The sequence below is a fragment of the Ruegeria sp. AP7 genome, assembly GCF_056539905.1.
The window spans coordinates 334,287-353,365 of sequence record NZ_JBQFVT010000001.1 but is presented as its reverse complement, the minus strand read 5'-3'; the positions used below and the strand labels follow the sequence as shown (position 1 = coordinate 353,365).

Here is a 19,079-nt window from a genome sequence, read left to right as displayed (position 1 = left end):
CGCGCCCAACAAGGGCACGGCCAAAAACTTTGATCTGACGAAAGATTAGCCGACCAGTTCGATGCCCGAGAAGAAGTAGGCGATCTCAACCGCAGCAGTTTCCGGTGCGTCCGAACCGTGGACCGAGTTTTCGCCAACCGACTCTGCGAACTCGGCGCGGATGGTGCCGGGGGCCGCGTCAGCGGGGTTGGTCGCACCCATAACTTCACGGTTCTTCGCAATTGCTCCTTCGCCTTCCAGAACCTGGACAACAACCGGTGCCGACGACATGAATTCGCACAGTTCGTCATAGAACGGACGCTCAGCATGGACGTCGTAGAACTTGCCTGCTTGGGCTTTGGTCATGTGGATGCGCTTTTGCGCAACGATGCGCAGGCCAGCTTCTTCGAACTTGGCATTGATCTTGCCAGTCAGATTGCGGCGGGTTGCATCGGGCTTGATGATCGAGAATGTGCGTTCCAGTGCCATGTTGGCCTCTCCTTAACTTTAGGGCGCGCGACCCGCGCCGAAATCCATCGCGCGCCGCCTAGCATGGTATTTGCCTCATGAAAAGCGTTATGATCGTTTATCGTTCAGATCGCCTGAGGCAGTGGGTCGGTACGATCCAACCGTCGGACATAGAGCACTGCCAGCAATCCAACAAAGCTGCTGCCGCACATCATGCTCAATACAAGAAAAGGCCCGTTTTCAGGGCTCACGAAAGTCCCGGTCATCATGGTCAAGACTGCACCCAGTGCCACGATCAGTGCGCCTGACAGGCCGGCAGCACTGCCTGCCAGTTTCGGGCGTACCGACATCACCCCGGCCGAGGCATTTGCATTGGTCAGACCATTTCCGAAACCCACGCAAATAGCTGATCCGAAAAACACCCAGACCGAGCCCATGTTGCCGATGAACAGCAGCAATCCGCAGAACGGCCCAACCGACGCCACGATCCGACCGAACAGGATCATTGTAGTGAGTTGAGTGCGCTTTGCGATGCGCCCGGTGACAAAATTGCCGACCATAAAACCGCCCGTGATAATCCCGATCCCAAGGCCCAGCATTGCGGGGCTCAGATCGAACCAGGCCGCAGCGACTAGCGGTGCGCCGGTGATGAAACTGAAAAAACCACCGATGGAGAACGCAGCGCATAAGGCATAGCCCCAGAACCTACGTGCGCGAAACAGATGTGGGTATTCGCGCAGTTGCGCGGCGAAGGTTGAGGATCGATTGGTATTGGTTTCACCCATGTCGACCCACAACAGCAGTAGTACCCCTGCCCCAAGCAACGAATACATTACGAACCCGGCGCGCCAACCGAACAGCATGTCCAGCGCACCGCCCAGCATCGGTCCAAGCATCGGCGCCAGCGCCATCGCCATCGCGACATAGCCCAGTTTACTGGCTGCTTCATTTGGGGGGTATCGGTCGCGGATCGAAGCGCTCGACAGAACTGGCCCGGCCACCACCGCCGCCTGAACCATCCGAAATGTAAGGAATGCCCAGATCGAGTCTGCCAGCACGCACCCGATTGATGCGACAACAAATATTGTCATCGCGATCAGCAGGACGGGCCGACGCCCGAAACGATCCGACAGCGGCCCGACGATCAACTGCAAGAACGCCGAGACACATAGATACCCGGCCACAGATACGTTCATCAGGCCATAATCCACACCAAAATCTTCGCTCATATGCGCAAGCGACGGCAGGAACATGTTCAGTGTCAGAACCGAGAGTGCCGTTGCAAAGATCAGCGTTATCAGGGTCGGAGGTGATTGAGCCGCACGCATATCGAAACCGTTTGGAAGACGAACCGGAACAGCGCTAACACATTGCTTCTGGCTTGAACATGGTGACCTCTGGCGGCGTCTTTGATGCTCTGATAAGAGCGCGTCATGCTACGGATCGAGAACATAAATTATGCCGTTGAAGGCCGTCCCCTGTTCGACGGGGCCAGTGCGACCATTCCCGACGGCCACAAGGTCGGCCTTGTCGGGCGCAATGGTACCGGAAAGACGACGCTCTTCCGGTTGATCCGTGGTGAGCTGTCGCTGGAATCAGGCAATATCTCGTTACCGAAACGCGCGCGGATCGGCGGCGTGGCGCAGGAGGTGCCGTCGTCGGATGTCTCGCTGATCAACACCGTTCTGGCAGCGGATGTCGAACGAAGTTCATTGATGGCCGAAGCTGACAGCGCGACCGACCCGGATCGGATTGCCGAGATTCAAACACGTCTGACTGATATCGACGCTTGGTCGGCTGAAGCGCGCGCGGCCTCGATCCTCAAAGGACTGGGCTTTGACGATGAAGATCAGCTGAAGCCCTGTTCTGATTTCTCGGGCGGCTGGCGGATGCGCGTGGCGCTGGCGGCAGTGCTGTTTTCACAGCCCGATCTGCTGCTGCTGGACGAACCGACCAACTATCTGGACCTCGAAGGTGCGCTGTGGCTGGAAAGCTATCTGGCGAAATACCCGCATACGGTCATCATCATCAGCCACGACCGTGGGCTTCTAAATCGTGCGGTGGGCTCAATTCTGCATCTCGAAGACCGCAAGCTGACCTATTACGCGGTTCCCTACGACAAGTTTGCCGAACGCCGCGCCGAACGTCTGGCGCAAGCCGAATCCGAAAATGCCAAAGCCAAGGCACGCATCGCACATCTGCAAAGTTTCGTGGATCGTTTCCGTTACAAAGCGTCAAAGGCCGTACAGGCCCAATCTCGCCTCAAAATGATTGAGCGCATCCAGCTGGTCTCAACCCCACAAGAGGCGGCTTTGCGCGCCTTTTCCTTCCCCGAGCCGGAAGAGCTGTCGCCCCCGATCATCCAGCTTGAGGGCGGTGTGACTGGCTATGGCGAGACCGAGGTTCTGCGCCGCTTGAACTTGCGCATTGATCAGGATGATCGCATCGCTCTGCTGGGCAAGAACGGTCAAGGCAAGTCGACCCTTTCGAAACTGCTGTCCGACCGACTGCCCCTGATGGCGGGAAAAATGACCCGCAGTTCCAAGCTGCGCATCGGCTATTTCGCGCAGCATCAGGTGGATGAGCTTCATGTGGACGAAACGCCTTTGGATCACCTGCGCCGCCTGCGCCCGAATGAGGCACCCGGCAAGTGGCGCTCGCGCCTGGCGGGGTTCGGGTTGAATTCGGATCAGGCGGAAACGCTGGTCGGTCGTCTGTCAGGTGGGCAAAAGGCGCGTTTGTCGCTGCTGATTGCTACAATCGACGCACCGCACATGCTGATCCTCGACGAGCCGACGAACCACCTGGACATCGAAAGCCGCGAAGCGTTGGTCGAAGCGCTGACCGCCTATTCCGGCGCGGTTATTCTGGTCAGCCATGACATGCACCTCCTGTCGCTTGTCGCTGACCGGCTATGGCTGGTCTCGGATGGCACCGTGAAGCCCTTCGACGGCGATCTTGAGGCCTATCGCTCCCTTCTGTTGTCCCGCGAAAAATCGGTCAAAGAGAAGCCACAGACCGCCAAACCCAAACGTGCATCACGCGAGACGGTATTGGCGCTGCGCGCAGATCTGCGCAAATGTGAAGATCGGGTCGAGAAACTCACGGATATGCACGACAAGCTATCGGCCAAGCTGGCGGATCCGGCGCTCTATGAAGACGACCGGATCAACGATCTGGAAACCTGGAACCGCAAGTTCGCCGAGGTGGTCGAGGCCATGCAAAAGGCTGAGGCCCTTTGGGTTGCCGCCGCAGAACGCTTGGAACAGGCAGAGAGCGCAGCATGATCGACATGGCCTTTTTCATAACTGCTTTCACCACGATGTTCGTGGTGATCGACCCGTTCGGCACTACGCCGGTCTTTGTTGCTTTGACACAGGACATGGATGCCGCAACGCGCCGTAAGATTGCCATTCGCAGTTGCTTGACCGCCGTTTTCATCCTGATCGCCTTTGCCGCGTTTGGTGAGGCGGTTCTGGGCTTTATTGGTATCTCGATGCCTGCGTTTAAAGTGGCCGGCGGCGCATTGTTGTTCCTGACCGCGCTCGACATGCTGTTCGAGCGGCGCAACAAGCGGCGCGAGAACCGTGCGGAAGAGGAAGAGCATCCTGACCCGTCGGTGTTCCCGTTGGCCATTCCACTGATCGCCGGACCAGGCTCAATCGCAACTATCATTCTGTTGGCCGGACAGAACCCCGGCATTCAAGGGATCGCAGCCGCCTGTGCCGTCATGCTGGGCGTCATGCTGGTTGTTTTTGTGTTCTTTCTGGCCGGAGGTCTGATTGCTCGCATCTTGGGCAAAACCGGGTTGAACGTACTGACACGGCTGCTGGGTATGCTGCTGGCCGCACTATCGGTTCAGTTCATTCTAGATGGCCTTAAAGCCTTTGGTTTCGCCTCCTGAGGCACCATATTGGCATCAGACAACTGTATTCGGGTGATTGAATGGACGGCGAAGATTTTGGGCGCTTGACCTATCTGGTTCTGCTGGGAGCCGCCCTGTTGATGTGGTTTTTCACTCAGAACCGCCAGTCATTGGGCAAAACCATGCAGCAGGTCGCGGCTTGGGTATTTATCTTTATCGGCGTCATCGCCGTAGTCGGGCTGTGGGATGACATCCGCTCGACCGTCAGCCCTACCCCACAACTGACCGTGACCGATCAGAGGATCGAAGTGCCCCGCTCGTATGATGGACACTACTATTTGCCGATGCTTGTGAATGGCAAAGCCGTGACCTTTCTGGTCGATACCGGGGCCAGCAATATCGTCATTAGTCCGAAAGATGCCGAACGAATTGGAATCGATACGGATCAATTGAACTATCTGGGCCGCGCTTCGACGGCCAATGGCATCGTGCGTACGGCTCCGATTCGGCTGGACAGCCTGTCTCTGGGCCCGATCACGGATCGCAATATCCCGGCCTTGGTCAATGAGGGCGACCTGGATCAATCCCTGCTGGGGATGGAATATCTGCATCGGTTCTCGAATATCCAGTTTGCTGACGGACGCCTGATTTTGTCGCGCTGACGGCAATCCTCAATTGAGAACAAATTGGGAACATGCTAGTTTGATAAGCATGTCCACCCATCTTCTTGGCCGCAAGCCCGCGCGCACCCCGCCCGGGGTGGCCCTGCACCCACAGATCAGCCTGCAACTGGCCCGTGTGCACGAGGCCTGCGGCCCTGCCCGGCGCAGTTTTGCCCTGTGGGTGGCGGGGCAAACTCAGGGTCCGGTAATGTGGATTGCCCCGGCATGGGAGGTCGTCCAGCTGCATCCCGAAGGCATGTTACCTTTTGCCGACCCGTCCCGGTTTCTGCTGATCCGCCCTGATAAACCCGAAGACCTATTGTGGTGCATGGAAGAAGCCTTGCGCAGTGGCCCCGCGCCCGTGGTTATCGGCGACCTGCCCGGCCCGCCGGGTCTGACCCCTGTTCGGCGGTTGCATCTGGCCGCCGAACAGGGTGGCACATCGGGTCAGGCCCCTCTGGGACTGTTGCTGACACCTGACGATGGCGGCGCGCAGGGGATCGAGACGCGCTGGCATATGGAGCCGACTTATCGGGACGAGGCCTGCAGTTGGCGCCTGACCCGCCGCCGTGCCCGCGCCCTGCCCCCGGCCAGTTGGCACGTGACGCGGACGCCCCCCCATTTCGGCCTGCAGTTACAACAGATCAAAACCGAAAACGCACCCACGTTCACATAACTTGTGACTGGTCAAAGCAGAACTTGCACCCTAGCGTGCCCGCATGACACATCCGATCCATGATAGCCGATACTCCTGGCTTCGCCTGCTGATCACTCTGGCGATCGCAACGGTGGTCAATGTGGGTATGTGGGCTGTGGTTGTCGTGATGCCCGCCATCGAGGCCGATTTTGGAGCAGGCAGAGCTGCCGCATCGATGCCCTACACGCTCACCATGATCGGTTTTGCCTTTGGCAACATGTGGCTTGGCAAGCTAGTGGATAATCTGGGCGTGACAAAGGCTCTGATCGGGGCCGCCCTATTAAGCGCATTAAGCTATTTGCTGGCCACGCTTGCACCGAACATTGCCCTCCTTTCAGTCGCGCATCTGTTGCTGGGTCTTGGAACATCGATCGGGTTTGGGCCACTGATCGCCGATATCTCGCATTGGTTCATGCGCAGGCGTGGGATTGCCGTGGCGCTGGTGGCCAGCGGCAACTATCTGTCAGGTGCAATCTGGCCTACGCTGTTATCGGGCATTCTGCAGCGCGAAGGATGGCAACAGGTTTACCTGAGCCTCGCCCTCATCACATTGGTCGTTGTCATACCCCTGTCCCTGCTCCTACGTCGCCAAGTTCCGGTCGAAGCGCACAGCACCGCAGCTGCCGCAGCAGAGATCAAAGCACAAAGCGTCGGCTTTTCACCCCGCACCCTGCAATACATCCTCGGGCTGGCTGGTATCGGATGTTGCGTGGCCATGTCGATGCCGCAGGTCCATATCGTGTCTTATTGCGTCGGCCTTGGCTACGGTCCGGCGGTCGGAGCTGAAATGTTATCATTGATGCTGCTGGGGGGCGTTGTCAGCCGGGTGATTTCAGGGCTGGTCGCGGACCAATTGGGAGGGCTTACCACCCTTTTGATCGGCTCGGTCCTTCAGTGCATCGCTCTGTTCCTGTTTCTGCCTTACGACGGTATGGTGTCCCTGTACGTTGTCAGCATGCTGTTTGGATTGGCGCAGGGTGGTATCGTTCCAAGCTATGCTTTGGTTGTGCGCGAATACATGCCGCCACAAGAGGCCGGAGCGCGTGTGGGTTTTGTCATGATGATGACCATTCTGGGCATGGCGCTGGGCGGCTGGATGTCCGGCTGGATCTACGATGTAACCGGCAACTATCAACTCGCCTTTATCAACGGCATCGTTTGGAATGGCATGAACATCGCCATCCTGCTGATGCTCATGAAACGCTCAAGGCCACGCGGCGACACAGCATTGGCATGACCGACCTCACGCGCCGCACACTCATCGCTGGCCTTGCGGCTCTACCGTTCGCGCACGACGCTCATGCAGCACTCACCCCATACGTTCTGGCAACGGCGCGCAGCTCGGTTGAATTTACCTACACTCTGTCTGGCACAGCACAAACAGGTACGATGCCAGTTCAGACGGCGCAGATTCTAATCGACACGAGACGCCTTCAAAACAGTAGGGTCGATGTTGTGATGGACGTGGCCCGAGCTCGTACGAAATTGCCCTTTGCGCGCGGTCCAATGCTAGGCAGCAGCGTGTTGAACGCTGCCCGATATCCAACCATTCGGTTCGTCACGACCAAAATTCAACTTGGACCCACTGGTCGCATCTCGGAAGGCGCGACAGTAACGGGTGATCTGACAGTGCGTGATGTAACCCGTCCCGTAACGCTGAAGGCTGATCTTTATCGAAGACCGGGCAGCGCAGTGGATGATCTGGACAACCTGTTCATAAGGTTGGTGGGCGCACTTAATCGGCACGAATTTGGTGCCTCAGGCTATCCTGATCTGGTACAGCCAATGATTGGTTTAAACATCCGAGCCGAAATCATTCGACAGGATTAGCCAAGGAACGCCAAAAAACGACGCTAAGGTGTCGAATAGACACGCGCAATTCGTGACAACAAAGACAAGCTGCCCCCATCATGCGTACTATCATTTCATTTGCTGCACTTTTTCTTTCGGTCATACTATTGCAACTGTCGACCGGTGGTGTTGGGCCATTGGATGCGATCTCGGGCCTGACACTGAACTTTTCGACAGAACAGATCGGTCTGTTGGGGTCTTCGCATTTCCTCGGCTTTTTCATTGGCTGCTGGTGGGCACCACGCCTGATGGGAAGCGTCGGACACTCGCGCGCATTTGCCGTTTGCACCGCCTTGGGTGCCATGGGGCTGTTGGGACACACGCTGATCGAGAACCCCTATGTCTGGGCCATCCTACGGATCGCGTCGGGCACTTGCGTTGCCGGGTGCTACACGGTGATTGAGGCGTGGCTAAATGCAAAGGTCACAAATGAATCACGTGGACGTGTGATGGGAAGCTATCGCATCGCGGATCTGGGCGCCTCGCTCTGCGCGCAGTTGATCATCGCGGTTCTGCCTCCGGCATCCTATGTTTCATATAATCTTCTGGCCATTTTATGCTGCGCATCTCTACTGCCTTTGACCTTAACACGCGCGAGCCAACCCAAAACCCCGGACGCACCACGCTTACGGCCCCGGCTGGCGTGGCAAAACTCACCGCTTGCAGTGGCCGGGGTCATCGTCGCAGCCCTAAGCTCGGCCTCATTTCGAATGGTCGGCCCGGTTTACGGTCAGGAGGTGGGGCTGGCTGTCGATCAGATTGCGTTCTTTCTGGCCTCATTCGTTCTGGGCGGCGCACTGGCGCAGTACCCGCTGGGCTGGCTGGCCGACAAATATGACCGACGCTGGGTGTTGATCTGGTTATCGGCAGCAGCGGTCTTAAGTTGCGGCATCACAATGTTGGCCAGCGGAACCGGCACAGTCGGCGTCATGCTGACAGCGGGCTTTTTCGGCCTGACCACATTCCCGATCTTCTCGGTTTCATCAGCCCATGCAAATGACTTTGCCACCACCGAACAACGCGTGGAACTGGCCGCAGCGCTGATGTTTTGGTACGCGCTGGGGGCGATTGCCTCACCATACATCTCATCCACGTTGATCCAGCAGTTCGGCCCTGGCGCCCTATTTGCCTTCGTGGCTCTGGGTCATGCATTCCTGATCGTGTTCGGCCTTGCCCGCATGCGCTCTCGCCCAACGCCCGACGAACGGACAAATTACGTCTATGCACCGCGTACTTCGTTTACGATTGGCAGATTGCTGAAAGGTTCGCGTGAGAAGCACTAAGCGCGATTTCAGTGTGAATTACACAGAGTCGCAAAACCCGGCCTTTTGCTAACCGCCGACATACTGTAGACGGGCGCGCAGACAGTTATCTGGAAACGCAAAATGGCTCGGATTCTCATCACCTCGGCGATCCCATATATCAACGGGATCAAACACCTCGGCAATCTGATCGGCTCGCAGTTGCCCGCCGATCTTTACGCGCGCTATCTGCGTGGTCGGGGGAATGAGGTCATGTTCCTGTGCGCAACCGACGAACACGGCACCCCTGCGGAACTGGCTGCGGCGAAAGCGGGCAAACCCGTCGCGGAATACTGCGCCGATATGTATGCGGTGCAGGCAGACATCGCCAAACGCTTTGGTCTGAGTTTTGACCACTTTGGCCGTTCATCCAGCGATCAGAACCGTAACCTGACCCAGCACTTCGCAGGCAAACTGGATGAGGCCGGGCTGATCCGCGAGGTCAGCGAGAAGCAGGTTTATTCAAACGCCGACGGCAGGTTTCTACCTGACCGTTATATCGAGGGTACATGCCCCAATTGCGGCTATGATCGCGCGCGTGGTGATCAGTGCGAGAATTGCACCAAGCAGTTGGACCCGACCGACCTGATCGAACCCCGCTCAGCGATTTCCGGTTCGACGGATTTAGAGGTGCGCGAGACCAAGCACCTGTATCTGCGCCAATCCGCTATGAAGGATCAGTTGGATGCGTGGATTGACAGCAATACTGACTGGCCGATCCTGACCACCTCGATTGCAAAGAAATGGTTGCATGATGGCGACGGTCTGCAGGACCGCGGGATCACCCGCGATCTGGATTGGGGTGTTCCGGTTAAGAAAGGCGAGCAGGACTGGCCTGGAATGGAAGGCAAGGTCTTCTACGTCTGGTTCGACGCGCCCATCGAATACATCGCCTGCGCAAAGGAATGGGCAGATGCCAACGGTAAGTCCGATGCCGAGTGGGAGCGATGGTGGCGCACCGACAAAGGCGCGGATGACGTGCGGTACGTCCAGTTCATGGGCAAAGACAATGTGCCGTTCCACACGCTCAGCTTCCCGGCTACCATTCTGGGATCAGGCGAGCCGTGGAAGATGGTCGATCACCTGAAATCTTTCAACTATCTGAACTATGACGGCGGCCAGTTCTCAACCTCACAAGGGCGCGGCGTGTTCATGGATCAGGCGCTGGAGCTACTGCCTGCCGACTACTGGCGCTGGTGGCTGCTAAGCCATGCGCCGGAAAGCAGCGACAGCGAGTTCACCTGGGAAAACTTCCAGCAATCGGTCAACAAGGACCTCGCTGACGTTCTGGGCAACTTTGTCAGCCGGATCACCAAGTTCTGCCGCTCCAAGTTCGGTGAAGCCGTTCCGGGTGATGGTGAATATGGTGAGCATGAGCAAACGCTTATCGCAGAACTGACCCGACGCATCCGCGCCTATGAAGGCCACATGGAAGCAATGGAAGTGCGTAAATCTGCGCAGGAGTTGCGGGCGATCTGGGTCGCAGGCAACGAATACCTGCAGGCCGCGGCCCCCTGGTCAACTTTCAAGGAAGACCCGGCGCTGGCTGCGGTTCAAGTCAGGCTGGGGCTGAACTTGATCCGACTCTATGCGGTTCTGAGCGCGCCGTTTATTCCTGAAACTTCGGCAAAAATGCTTAGCGCGATGAACACGCTGGACACCAGCTGGCCTGATGACGTCGACGCCGCACTGCGTGCCCTACCCGCAGGCCACGACTTCACGGTTCCCGATGTGCTGTTCGCCAAGGTGACCGATGAGCAACGTGAAGACTGGCAGAATCGCTTCGCCGGGACGCGTAAGTAACAACAAATCCTCATCTGTGAATGAAGCGGCAGAGGACTGAGCAATCCTCTGTCGTGTTTTATTCAGGGGACCCACTGGCCCTAAAAAGATGCCCTTTCCTCTGCAAATCTGCTGTAGACGCAAGCTAAGTCCGCAAATTGGAAAGAAATTTTTTACCATCTGAACTTGGCAGGAAGTCTCAACATGCTTGAGAAACTGCGCCAAACCCGCCATCCTGCCTGAAACATCACTCGACTCGTCCGCGCATATCTGATGCCCGGGCGCATTATCTTTAGTTTGAACGAGGCGCCATCATGTCCTTTGCATTTAAAAAGCCCACATACCGCCGCCGCGGATATTTCAGGACAATAGGCGCATCTCTCGGTGTAATCGCATGGTCCATCCTTCCGCACTCAGTTATGGCACAGGATCAGTCAGACGCCCCCGCGCCAAAGGTCTCGATCGCGGCGGCCTATACAGAAGAGATTACTGATCAGGCGACGTTTATTGGGCGGGCCGAGGCCATCGACAAGGTCGACATCGTCGCGCGCGTCAGCGGATTTCTGGACAGTCAGAACGTAGATGACGGCGCCCCCGTGTCTAAAGATGACCTGCTGTTCACGATCGAACCAGACCTTTACCAAGCAACTCTGGAGGCGCGCAAAGCTGATCTTGACCGCGCTCAGGCCAACCTTGAACTGGCCAAAGTCGATCTGGCGCGAAAAGAAGAACTTTACAAGCGAGACGCCACACCCGAGTCCGAACGTGATATCGCACGTGCCAACGAATTGGTTGCGGAAGCCGAAGTAAAAGCTGCGAATGCGGCCATCCAGCAGGCCGAGCTTGATCTCAGCTACACCCAGATTCACGCGCCATTTTCTGGTCGGATCGGTCGGGTCGAAATTAGTGTTGGCGACGTCGTCGGCCCCAATAATCCGCCCCTCGTCACGCTAGTTAGCGAAGCCCCCATCTACGTGAATTTTTCATTGAACGAGAAACAGTTCACCTCGGTTCTTGAACAAATTGGTGAAGATCCAGCGACCCTGGCAGAAAGCAACAAAAGTCCAAACGTCCATGTGACCTTGCCGAACGGAACCGTACTGGATGAGACAGGCGAAATCATTTTTGTAGATAACCGCATTGACCCGTTGACCGGTGCGATCACCCTCACAGCACAGTTCGAAAATGCCAAACGTCTGCTTGTCGATGGCGCGTTCGTAAACGTCCAAATCGATGCTTTGGAGCCAACGCTGCAGGTCTTAATCCCTCAAGCGGCCCTGCAACGTGACCAACGCGGGGAATTCGTTTTGGTCGTCAATGACAAACAAATGGTCGAGCAGCGCTACATCACAACCGGAGACCCCGTCGACTCGGCCATTATCGTAACGGATGGTCTGCGTGAGGGCGAAAGTGTGATCGTCGAAGGCCTGCAGCGCGTTCGTCCCGGCGTCGCCGTCGATGCCGTTGTCGCCTCTGAGCAGCCAGGAGAATAACAGATGTTCTCTGCCCTGTTCATCAGCCGGCCCAAGCTGGCGCTTGTAATTTCGCTGGTCCTTACCATTTTGGGCGGGATCGGTTATATGGTCCTGCCGGTTGCGCAATTCCCTGATATCACGCCTCCAGTTGTCAGTGTAACGACCACCTATACCGGCGCGAATGCCGAAACTGTCGAGAACACTGTAGCCGCGCCAATCGAGGCGCAGGTCAACGGCGTGGACGACATGATCTATATGACGTCAACTTCGTCAGATAACGGTTCTTATTCTCTGAACGTAACGTTTGAAGTTGGCACCGATCCCGATATTGCATCGGTCAACGTGCAGAACCGCGTCGCGCAGGCCATGGCCTCGTTACCGAGCGAAGTGACCTCATCGGGCGTGGTAACCCAAAAAGCATCAACGAACATGCTGTTGCTGGTCACGCTGACCTCGCCCAATGGCACGTATGACAGTGTGTTTCTTTCGAACTATGCCTCGATCAACCTGAAAGATGCGCTGGCACGCGTTCAGGGCGTAGGTAAGGCGGATGTTCTGACCAACCTGGAATACGCGATGCGGATATGGATGGACCCGGATAAGATGGCCGCGCTGTCGATCGCTCCGGGTGATGTCATAAACGCAATCCGCGAGCAGAATATCGAAGTCTCTGCAGGGTCAATAGGGTCTCCTCCGGTCCCGGAAGGGCAAACCTTTCAATACACGATCAAGACCAAAGGCCGCCTGACCTCTGCTGATGAGTTCGGAGATATCGTTATCCGCACCGGTGATGCAGGCGCGATTGTACGTGTCAAAGACATCGCACGCACAGAACTTGGTGCGCAGTTTTATTCAGCTTCGGGTTACTTTCAAAGCGTTCCGGCAACGGTTATCGGCATCTATCAGGCCCCCGGCGCGAACGCGCTTGCGGTTTCCGAACGTGTTGAAGCCGAGCTAGACCGTCTGTCCCGAGCCTTTCCGTCGGATGTAGAATATGCCGTTCCGTTCAACACGACAGACTTTGTGGAACAATCGCTCAATGACGTGGTGTCAACACTGATCCTGACATTCATACTCGTGATTACGGTGGTGTTCATTTTCCTTGGCAGTTGGCGCGCGACTATTGTTCCCGCGGTGGCAATTCCCGTCTCACTGATTGGAACATTCGCTTTCCTTCTGGCATTCGGCATGTCGCTCAATACGATCTCACTATTTGCGCTTGTCCTAGCCATCGGCATCGTGGTGGATGACGCCATTGTCGTAGTTGAAAATGTCGAGCGTATCATCGCGGATGAAGGGCTGAACCCTGCCGAAGCGACGCGCAAGGCGATGGGCCAAATCACTGGTCCGGTGATTGCGACAACCCTGGTTTTGCTGGCAGTGTTCGTACCCGTCACCTTTATGCCTGGTATTTCAGGGCGGCTATATTCTCAGTTCGCTGTCACGATCTCGACCGCTGTCGTGATCTCATCGATCAACGCCCTGACATTGTCTCCGGCCTTGTGTGGGTTGGTTCTAAAGGCACGCTCCGGCCCCCCAACCGGACTGCTGGCTGTGTTCGAAGGGTTCATCGGTACGATGCGCAACGGATATACCGCAATCGTACGAAAATTGCTGATTCTGCCGGTGATTTCACTGGGCATCATCGCGGCCTTCGCTGCCGGTACAGGGTCCATCATGGGCACCACCTCGAAAGGGTTTATTCCACTTGAGGATAATGGCTATCTGTTTGTCGACATCCAACTGCCCGACGCGGCAACGCTGGAACGCACCGAAACTGTCTCGGCACGTCTGGATGCGCAGATTCAAGAGATCCCCGGAGTCGCGAGCACCGTTCTGGTGAACGGGTTCTCGCTGCTGAACGGCACGACGACAAACGGAGCGGCCATTTTCGTCAACCTCACCAACTGGGAGGAACGGCAAGAACCTGATCTGGGCGCCGATGCCATTCTGGGCAAGGTTCTGGCGATTGCAAACCAGGAATCCGCAGCGTCGATTGTGGCCTTCAACCCGCCACCCATTCAGGGCTTGGGCATGTCCGCTGGTGTGGAAATGGAGGTACAGCAAACCGGAGGCGGATCGCCGCAGGATCTGGCCTCGGCTGTTGGCTCATATGTTTATGCCGCGAACCAGCGGCCTGAAATCGCACAGGCCTACACCACTTTCCGCGCAAACGTCCCGCAGCTTTTCGTTGATCTGGACCGGGAAAAAGCCAAGACGCTGCAGGTCTCGGTGGCCGAGATCTTCCAGACCATGCAGGCGCAGCTTGGTTCATATTACGTAAACGACTTCAACCTGTTTGGTCGTGTTTACCGCGTCATGATCCAGGCCGAAGGCTCGTACCGGAACAAGGTCGAGGATATCTCGGACCTCTATGTACGTTCCACCAAAGGCGAGATGGTGCCGTTGGGCACATTGATCGACGTCGAGAACGTACTGGGCCCGGTTCTGCTGAAACGGCACAATCTGTTCCGTTCTGCGACTGTGACCGCAGTTCCAGCGGCCGGACTGTCAACCGGTGACGCCATCACCGCTATGACCGAAGAATCGGCGACCGCCCTGCCCCCCGGTTATGCCTATGAATGGACCGGAACGGCGCAGCAGCAGCTGGCCTCGGGCGGTCTGGTCGTTGTGATCCTTGGGTTGGCGATCTTGTTCGGATACCTGTTCCTTGTCGGCCAATATGAAAGTTGGACGATGCCCGTTTCGATCCTGATGTCGGTGACCGTTGCCTTGTTCGGTGCCGTCGCAGCGGTGGCAATCGTGGGCAGCGACATCAACCTCTACACGCAGATCGGGATGATCATGCTGGTCGGGCTTGCGTCAAAGAACGGGATTCTCATCGTCGAATTTGCGATGGAACAAAGGACCAAGGGGCTGTCCGTCAAAGACGCCGCGGTCGAGGCTGCTTTCCAGCGGTTCCGCGCCGTGATGATGACCGCATTGTCCTTCCTGTTGGGCGTGGTTCCATTGCTGGCAGCGAACGGTGCCGGAGCGGCCAGCCAGAAGGCCATCGGTGTGGCCGTGTTTGGCGGTATGCTTGCTGCGACACTGTTCGGCGTCATTCTGGTTCCCGTCCTTTATGCCGTTATGCAAAGCATGCGAGAGTGGATCAAAGGGAGCAAGAATGATCCAGGACCGTCAGAGGAAACCGCGTAAAAACGGCACCAAAACGAAAACGCCCCGCAAAACAGCGGGGCGTTTTTTCGTGTGAAGCGACTGGTTGTTGCGTTACCGATTTGTCATCCAGTCATCGAGCCGATCAATCTGCTCGGGGCTTAGTCGTAGACCCAACTTATTGCGGCGCCATACGACGTCCTCAGCGGTGCGCGCGTATTCCTTGTCCATCAACCAAACAAGTTCGGTCTCGGTCAGCGTCGCCCCAAAATCCTCGCCCAAATCGGTCTGATCTTTGGCCGCCCCCAGAATGTCCCAAGCTTCGGTGCCGTAGGCTCGGACCAGCCGATGCGCCCAAGCTTCGGTGAGGAAAGGATAGTCCGTCTGCACCCGCCGGACCAAATCTGGCGCACCATCAACGGGGAAATCTCCTCCGGGCAACGATACTCCGGCAGTCCACGGCCCTGCAAGATCTGGGAAATACTCTCCGATCTTCTCCAGCGCGCTTTCCGCGAGGCGCCGGTATGTGGTGATTTTGCCGCCAAAGACATTCAGAACCGGAGCGCCGCCTGTGGCATCAACCTTCAGCGTATAGTCTCGGGTCGCTGCGGTGGCACTGCTTGCGCCGTCGTCATAAAGTGGACGCACGCCAGAATAGGTCCAGACGATATCAGCACGAGACACCGGTTTCTTAAAATACTTCGTGGCAAATGCGCATAAGTACTCCTGCTCGGCCTCGGTGCAAACTGGCCGCTCCGATGGATCAGAATGATCCTGATCTGTGGTGCCAATTAGGGTGAAGTCTTGCTCGTAGGGAATGGCAAAGATGATGCGCCCATCCTCACCCTGAAAGAAGTAGCATTTGTCGTGATCGAACAGCTTGGGCGTCACGATATGACTGCCCCGCACCAACCGGACCCCTTCGCGTGAATTTATGTGGATCTTGGTCTGAATGATATCGCCCACCCACGGGCCACCTGCATTGATCAACATCCTTGCCAGAATTGTCTCAGTCTCACCGCTCTGCTGATCGCGGATCGTGATATGCCACAAGTCATCAACACGCCTGGCCGCAAGAACCTCGGTCCGGACCCTGATCTTCGCGCCCCTTGCTTCAGCGTCTCGGGCGTTCAGAACCACCAGCCGAGAATCTTCGACCCAGCAATCCGAGTATTCATAGGCTGTTTCGAACTTGTCTTGCAAAGGCGCGCCCTCAGGCACAGAGCGCAGGTTTAACGCGCGCGTTCCTGGCAGAATTTTGCGGCCGCCAAGATTATCGTACAAAAACAAGCCCAACCGGATCAGCCAGGCCGGGCGCCGCCCACGCATCCATGGCATCACCGTACTCAGCAATCGCGAGGTTGGCGTCTCAGAATCAAAGCGCATATCGGCGTGATACGGTAGCACAAAACGCATCGGCCAACTGATATGCGGCATCGCGCGCAGCAGCGTTTCCCGCTCGATCAGAGCTTCGCGGACCAAACGGAACTCAAAAAATTCCAAATACCTTAGCCCACCATGGAACAGTTTGGTCGACGCCGAGGATGTGGCAGACGCCAGATCGTTCATCTCTGCCAAAATGACAGACAATCCTCGCCCCGCAGAGTCCCTTGCAATTCCGCACCCGTTGATACCGCCACCGATTATGAAAAGATCGGTTACCTGACTGCTGTCTGATGACATATCCAAACGATTCCCCAAAAGTGGCAGTTTCGATGGCATTAGCATCACAACACTTCGTATCGTCAACATTTCTTTTCGAAAATGTTCGTTTATTGTCAAATCTCGTGAAATTATTACAATTACTGCTCAAAGACTCTTGCCAGTTTCAAAAAATAGAACAAAAACGAACTATCCCAAGCGCAGAGCTGATCTATGTCTTTATCCTTCCGTCAATCAGATATTCTTGAAATCGCCAATGAAGAGGGTCGCGTTACCGTCGACGGACTGGCCGAACGCTTTCAGGTGACGGTTCAGACCATCCGCCGCGACCTGTCCGAGCTGTCCGATGCAGGAAAACTGGACAGAGTGCACGGAGGGGCCGTCCTGCGTTCGGGCGTGTCCAATATTGGTTACGAGGACCGGCGTGCCCTGAACCATGAGGCCAAGATTCGCATAGCCGAACGCTGCGCAGCAGATATTCCGGAAGGCAGCTCGATCTTTATGAATATCGGCACCTCGACCGAGGCCGTCGCACGACAATTGCTCGACCACAAGAATCTGATGGTCGTAACCAACAACATGAACGTGGCCAATATCCTTGTTGAGAACCCGGATTGTCAGATTGTCGTTGCAGGTGGTGTTCTGCGTCGAACGGATAGCGGACTGGTAGGCAATCTGGCAGTTTCAACCATCCGACAATTCAAATTTGATCACGCCATAATTGGGTGCTCGGCCTTAGATTTGGACGGAGATTTGATGGATTTTGACCTGCAGGAAGTACTGGTCAGCCAAACAATCATTGAACAGGCACGGCAGATCAGCCTCGTCGCTGACAACTCCAAATTCCGCAGAACCGCACCTGCGCGCATAGCGTCATTGGCGGATATTGATACGGTTTATACAGATTCTGACTTTCCTGAAACGCTCGCCAGGAAATGCAATGACTGGCAAACGCAAATTATGGAATGCAAATAGCCCTCCACTGCGCCTTTCGGTTGTCTTTGCTTGCCAGACCACAATCAAGATGACAAAGTCGTGATCAATTGCAAATGGCGCAAGGGGGGCGGCAGCGGACCATGATCGCGCTTTTATTTTCGTTACTTACAGTCATAATGGGATTAAATTACTTTGGTCGGACAAACGCCGGAATGGCCCTGTTTCTGATCACTCTGGCGTTGAGCATCTATTGGCTGAAGTTTCACGCCACCAGCACGCTGACCATTCAGTTGTAGGGAGCGATTCAATGACACCTGAACTGTCTCGCACCCTGAATGCCGTTGGCGCATTTGCTGTCAGCCTCGTACTGGTATTGGCCTACGCCTATCAGTTTTCGCTGAACGAGTTGCCCTGCCCGCTTTGTTTGTTGCAGAGGGTCGGCTTTGTCGCCGTCGGCGTTGGACTTGGGCTGAACCTGCTTTACGGCGCGCGCGCACGTCACTATGCGCTGATGCTGCTTGCCGCACTTTACGGAGGCAGCGTTTCGATCCGTCAAATCCTGCTGCATATCGTACCAGGCACGGGGCACTATGGCTCTCCCGTTCTAGGACTGCACTACTACACCTGGGCCGCCATCTGCTTTTTTCTGGTCCTTCTGGGAACGGCGATCATGCTGATGTTTGACAGGCAATATGTCAGTGACGCTCAACAAGGCCCGCGTTTCGGAGGAAGCGGGTTGGCCAAGGCTGCATTTTTTACGTTGTTGGCTCTGGCGGGGCTAAACGCGATCTCGACCCTGATCGAATGCGGCCCAACCATTTGTGCGGACCCGCCGACCAGTTACAAATTGATTGACGAACTGGGCAACAACAACTGAGGATGGCACAACCTTCCCAACAGGAGGCGCGAGCATGGGACTTTTGGGGCAGCCGCTAGGCTACTATGACTATTTGACATTCGTGGCGCTTATTCTGCTGTTGGCAGCGGTGATGGCGTTGTTTCTGTTCCTCATGGGCCTACCCGGACGGATTGCGATCAAACGCAACCACCCGCATGCCGAAGCCGTCAAGATCATGGGATGGATGGGTTTTTTGGCTATAGTCCCGTGGGTGCATGCCTTTATCTGGGCGTTCCATGACGGGGTGACAGTCGACATGCGCCGTGGCCCTGATGAAGAACGCAAAGCGATCCGGGATGAGATCAAGCGTCTGGGCGGCACCGTTAAACCGGAATACCAAGACCCGCTGGACACCGACGAAATCAAGCAAGCCTAACGCCAAAGGA

At 56.4% G+C, this 19,079-nt stretch carries 17 protein-coding genes; 14 read left to right on the top strand and 3 right to left on the bottom strand.

Annotated elements, in window-relative coordinates; all coding sequences use genetic code 11:
• Positions 1 to 45: 45 nt before the first annotated feature.
• Positions 46 to 468, bottom strand: a complete 423-nt coding sequence (ndk, locus tag ACR0KN_RS01725) for a nucleoside-diphosphate kinase (RefSeq protein WP_008757405.1) — start codon at positions 466 to 468, stop codon at positions 46 to 48.
• A 104-nt stretch (positions 469 to 572) separates the two neighbouring features.
• On the bottom strand, positions 573 to 1,775 hold the full coding sequence (locus ACR0KN_RS01720; RefSeq protein ID WP_480650921.1) for a multidrug effflux MFS transporter: 1,203 nt from the start codon (positions 1,773 to 1,775) through the stop codon (positions 573 to 575).
• A 105-nt stretch (positions 1,776 to 1,880) separates the two neighbouring features.
• On the opposite strand from ACR0KN_RS01720, the gene ACR0KN_RS01715 reads away from it, so the two are divergent.
• From ACR0KN_RS01715 to ACR0KN_RS01670, 10 genes are all read left to right on the top strand, one after another.
• Positions 1,881 to 3,734 carry an ABC-F family ATP-binding cassette domain-containing protein gene (locus ACR0KN_RS01715; RefSeq protein ID WP_480650919.1) on the top strand — a complete coding sequence of 618 codons (1,854 nt, stop codon included), beginning with the start codon at positions 1,881 to 1,883 and terminating at the stop codon, positions 3,732 to 3,734.
• Complete coding sequence (locus tag ACR0KN_RS01710) at positions 3,731 to 4,351, top strand: MarC family protein (RefSeq protein WP_170539242.1); 621 nt, start codon at positions 3,731 to 3,733, stop codon at positions 4,349 to 4,351. The genes ACR0KN_RS01715 and ACR0KN_RS01710 overlap by 4 nt, the downstream gene beginning before the upstream one ends.
• A gap of 41 nt (positions 4,352 to 4,392) precedes the next feature.
• Positions 4,393 to 4,974 (top strand): retropepsin-like aspartic protease family protein, encoded by a 582-nt coding sequence (locus tag ACR0KN_RS01705; protein WP_480650917.1) that lies wholly within the window; start codon positions 4,393 to 4,395, stop codon positions 4,972 to 4,974.
• Between the two features lie 49 nt (positions 4,975 to 5,023).
• Positions 5,024 to 5,650, top strand: a complete 627-nt coding sequence (locus ACR0KN_RS01700) for an ImuA family protein (RefSeq protein ID WP_480650915.1) — start codon at positions 5,024 to 5,026, stop codon at positions 5,648 to 5,650.
• A gap of 43 nt (positions 5,651 to 5,693) precedes the next feature.
• Positions 5,694 to 6,908, top strand: coding sequence for an MFS transporter (locus ACR0KN_RS01695; RefSeq protein WP_480650913.1), 1,215 nt, complete (start codon positions 5,694 to 5,696; stop codon positions 6,906 to 6,908).
• A complete protein-coding gene (locus ACR0KN_RS01690; RefSeq protein ID WP_480650911.1) occupies positions 6,905 to 7,501 on the top strand; it encodes a YceI family protein in 597 nt (198 codons plus the stop codon). The genes ACR0KN_RS01695 and ACR0KN_RS01690 overlap by 4 nt, the downstream gene beginning before the upstream one ends.
• Positions 7,502 to 7,581: 80 nt before the next feature.
• Positions 7,582 to 8,805: an MFS transporter gene (locus ACR0KN_RS01685; RefSeq protein ID WP_480650909.1), complete on the top strand. Its 1,224-nt coding sequence runs from the start codon at positions 7,582 to 7,584 to the stop codon at positions 8,803 to 8,805.
• Between the two features lie 102 nt (positions 8,806 to 8,907).
• Positions 8,908 to 10,626, top strand: coding sequence for a methionine--tRNA ligase (gene metG, locus ACR0KN_RS01680; RefSeq protein ID WP_480650907.1), 1,719 nt, complete (start codon positions 8,908 to 8,910; stop codon positions 10,624 to 10,626).
• Between the two features lie 293 nt (positions 10,627 to 10,919).
• Positions 10,920 to 12,098, top strand: a complete 1,179-nt coding sequence (locus ACR0KN_RS01675; RefSeq protein WP_480650905.1) for an efflux RND transporter periplasmic adaptor subunit — start codon at positions 10,920 to 10,922, stop codon at positions 12,096 to 12,098.
• Positions 12,099 to 12,101: 3 nt separating this feature from the next.
• Positions 12,102 to 15,239: an efflux RND transporter permease subunit gene (locus ACR0KN_RS01670; protein WP_480650903.1), complete on the top strand. Its 3,138-nt coding sequence runs from the start codon at positions 12,102 to 12,104 to the stop codon at positions 15,237 to 15,239.
• 72 nt (positions 15,240 to 15,311) lie between these two features.
• Here ACR0KN_RS01670 and glpD read toward each other — a convergent pair whose 3' ends face one another.
• On the bottom strand, positions 15,312 to 16,880 hold the full coding sequence (gene glpD / locus ACR0KN_RS01665; RefSeq protein ID WP_480651752.1) for a glycerol-3-phosphate dehydrogenase: 1,569 nt from the start codon (positions 16,878 to 16,880) through the stop codon (positions 15,312 to 15,314).
• A gap of 192 nt (positions 16,881 to 17,072) precedes the next feature.
• On the opposite strand from glpD, the gene ACR0KN_RS01660 reads away from it, so the two are divergent.
• The 4 genes from ACR0KN_RS01660 to ACR0KN_RS01645 all read left to right on the top strand — a co-directional run bounded on the left by ACR0KN_RS01660 (position 17,073) and on the right by ACR0KN_RS01645 (position 19,069).
• Complete coding sequence (locus tag ACR0KN_RS01660) at positions 17,073 to 17,834, top strand: DeoR/GlpR family DNA-binding transcription regulator (protein WP_170770543.1); 762 nt, start codon at positions 17,073 to 17,075, stop codon at positions 17,832 to 17,834.
• Positions 17,835 to 17,935: 101 nt separating this feature from the next.
• Positions 17,936 to 18,091, top strand: coding sequence for a DUF5993 family protein (locus ACR0KN_RS01655; protein ID WP_480650901.1), 156 nt, complete (start codon positions 17,936 to 17,938; stop codon positions 18,089 to 18,091).
• A gap of 11 nt (positions 18,092 to 18,102) precedes the next feature.
• On the top strand, positions 18,103 to 18,672 hold the full coding sequence (locus ACR0KN_RS01650; RefSeq protein WP_319546995.1) for a disulfide bond formation protein B: 570 nt from the start codon (positions 18,103 to 18,105) through the stop codon (positions 18,670 to 18,672).
• 34 nt (positions 18,673 to 18,706) lie between these two features.
• A complete protein-coding gene (locus ACR0KN_RS01645; RefSeq protein ID WP_480650899.1) occupies positions 18,707 to 19,069 on the top strand; it encodes a DUF3302 domain-containing protein in 363 nt (120 codons plus the stop codon).
• Positions 19,070 to 19,079: the final 10 nt, after the last annotated feature.

Coding starts and splice junctions, on each gene's coding strand:
- ndk (WP_008757405.1), bottom strand. CDS start 468: ATGGCACTGGAACGCACATTCTCGATCATCAAGCCCGATGCAACCCGC.
- ACR0KN_RS01720 (WP_480650921.1), bottom strand. CDS start 1,775: ATGCGTGCGGCTCAATCACCTCCGACCCTGATAACGCTGATCTTTGCA.
- ACR0KN_RS01715 (WP_480650919.1), top strand. CDS start 1,881: ATGCTACGGATCGAGAACATAAATTATGCCGTTGAAGGCCGTCCCCTG.
- ACR0KN_RS01710 (WP_170539242.1), top strand. CDS start 3,731: ATGATCGACATGGCCTTTTTCATAACTGCTTTCACCACGATGTTCGTG.
- ACR0KN_RS01705 (WP_480650917.1), top strand. CDS start 4,393: ATGGACGGCGAAGATTTTGGGCGCTTGACCTATCTGGTTCTGCTGGGA.
- ACR0KN_RS01700 (WP_480650915.1), top strand. CDS start 5,024: ATGTCCACCCATCTTCTTGGCCGCAAGCCCGCGCGCACCCCGCCCGGG.
- ACR0KN_RS01695 (WP_480650913.1), top strand. CDS start 5,694: ATGACACATCCGATCCATGATAGCCGATACTCCTGGCTTCGCCTGCTG.
- ACR0KN_RS01690 (WP_480650911.1), top strand. CDS start 6,905: ATGACCGACCTCACGCGCCGCACACTCATCGCTGGCCTTGCGGCTCTA.
- ACR0KN_RS01685 (WP_480650909.1), top strand. CDS start 7,582: ATGCGTACTATCATTTCATTTGCTGCACTTTTTCTTTCGGTCATACTA.
- metG (WP_480650907.1), top strand. CDS start 8,908: ATGGCTCGGATTCTCATCACCTCGGCGATCCCATATATCAACGGGATC.
- ACR0KN_RS01675 (WP_480650905.1), top strand. CDS start 10,920: ATGTCCTTTGCATTTAAAAAGCCCACATACCGCCGCCGCGGATATTTC.
- ACR0KN_RS01670 (WP_480650903.1), top strand. CDS start 12,102: ATGTTCTCTGCCCTGTTCATCAGCCGGCCCAAGCTGGCGCTTGTAATT.
- glpD (WP_480651752.1), bottom strand. CDS start 16,880: ATGTCATCAGACAGCAGTCAGGTAACCGATCTTTTCATAATCGGTGGC.
- ACR0KN_RS01660 (WP_170770543.1), top strand. CDS start 17,073: ATGTCTTTATCCTTCCGTCAATCAGATATTCTTGAAATCGCCAATGAA.
- ACR0KN_RS01655 (WP_480650901.1), top strand. CDS start 17,936: ATGATCGCGCTTTTATTTTCGTTACTTACAGTCATAATGGGATTAAAT.
- ACR0KN_RS01650 (WP_319546995.1), top strand. CDS start 18,103: ATGACACCTGAACTGTCTCGCACCCTGAATGCCGTTGGCGCATTTGCT.
- ACR0KN_RS01645 (WP_480650899.1), top strand. CDS start 18,707: ATGGGACTTTTGGGGCAGCCGCTAGGCTACTATGACTATTTGACATTC.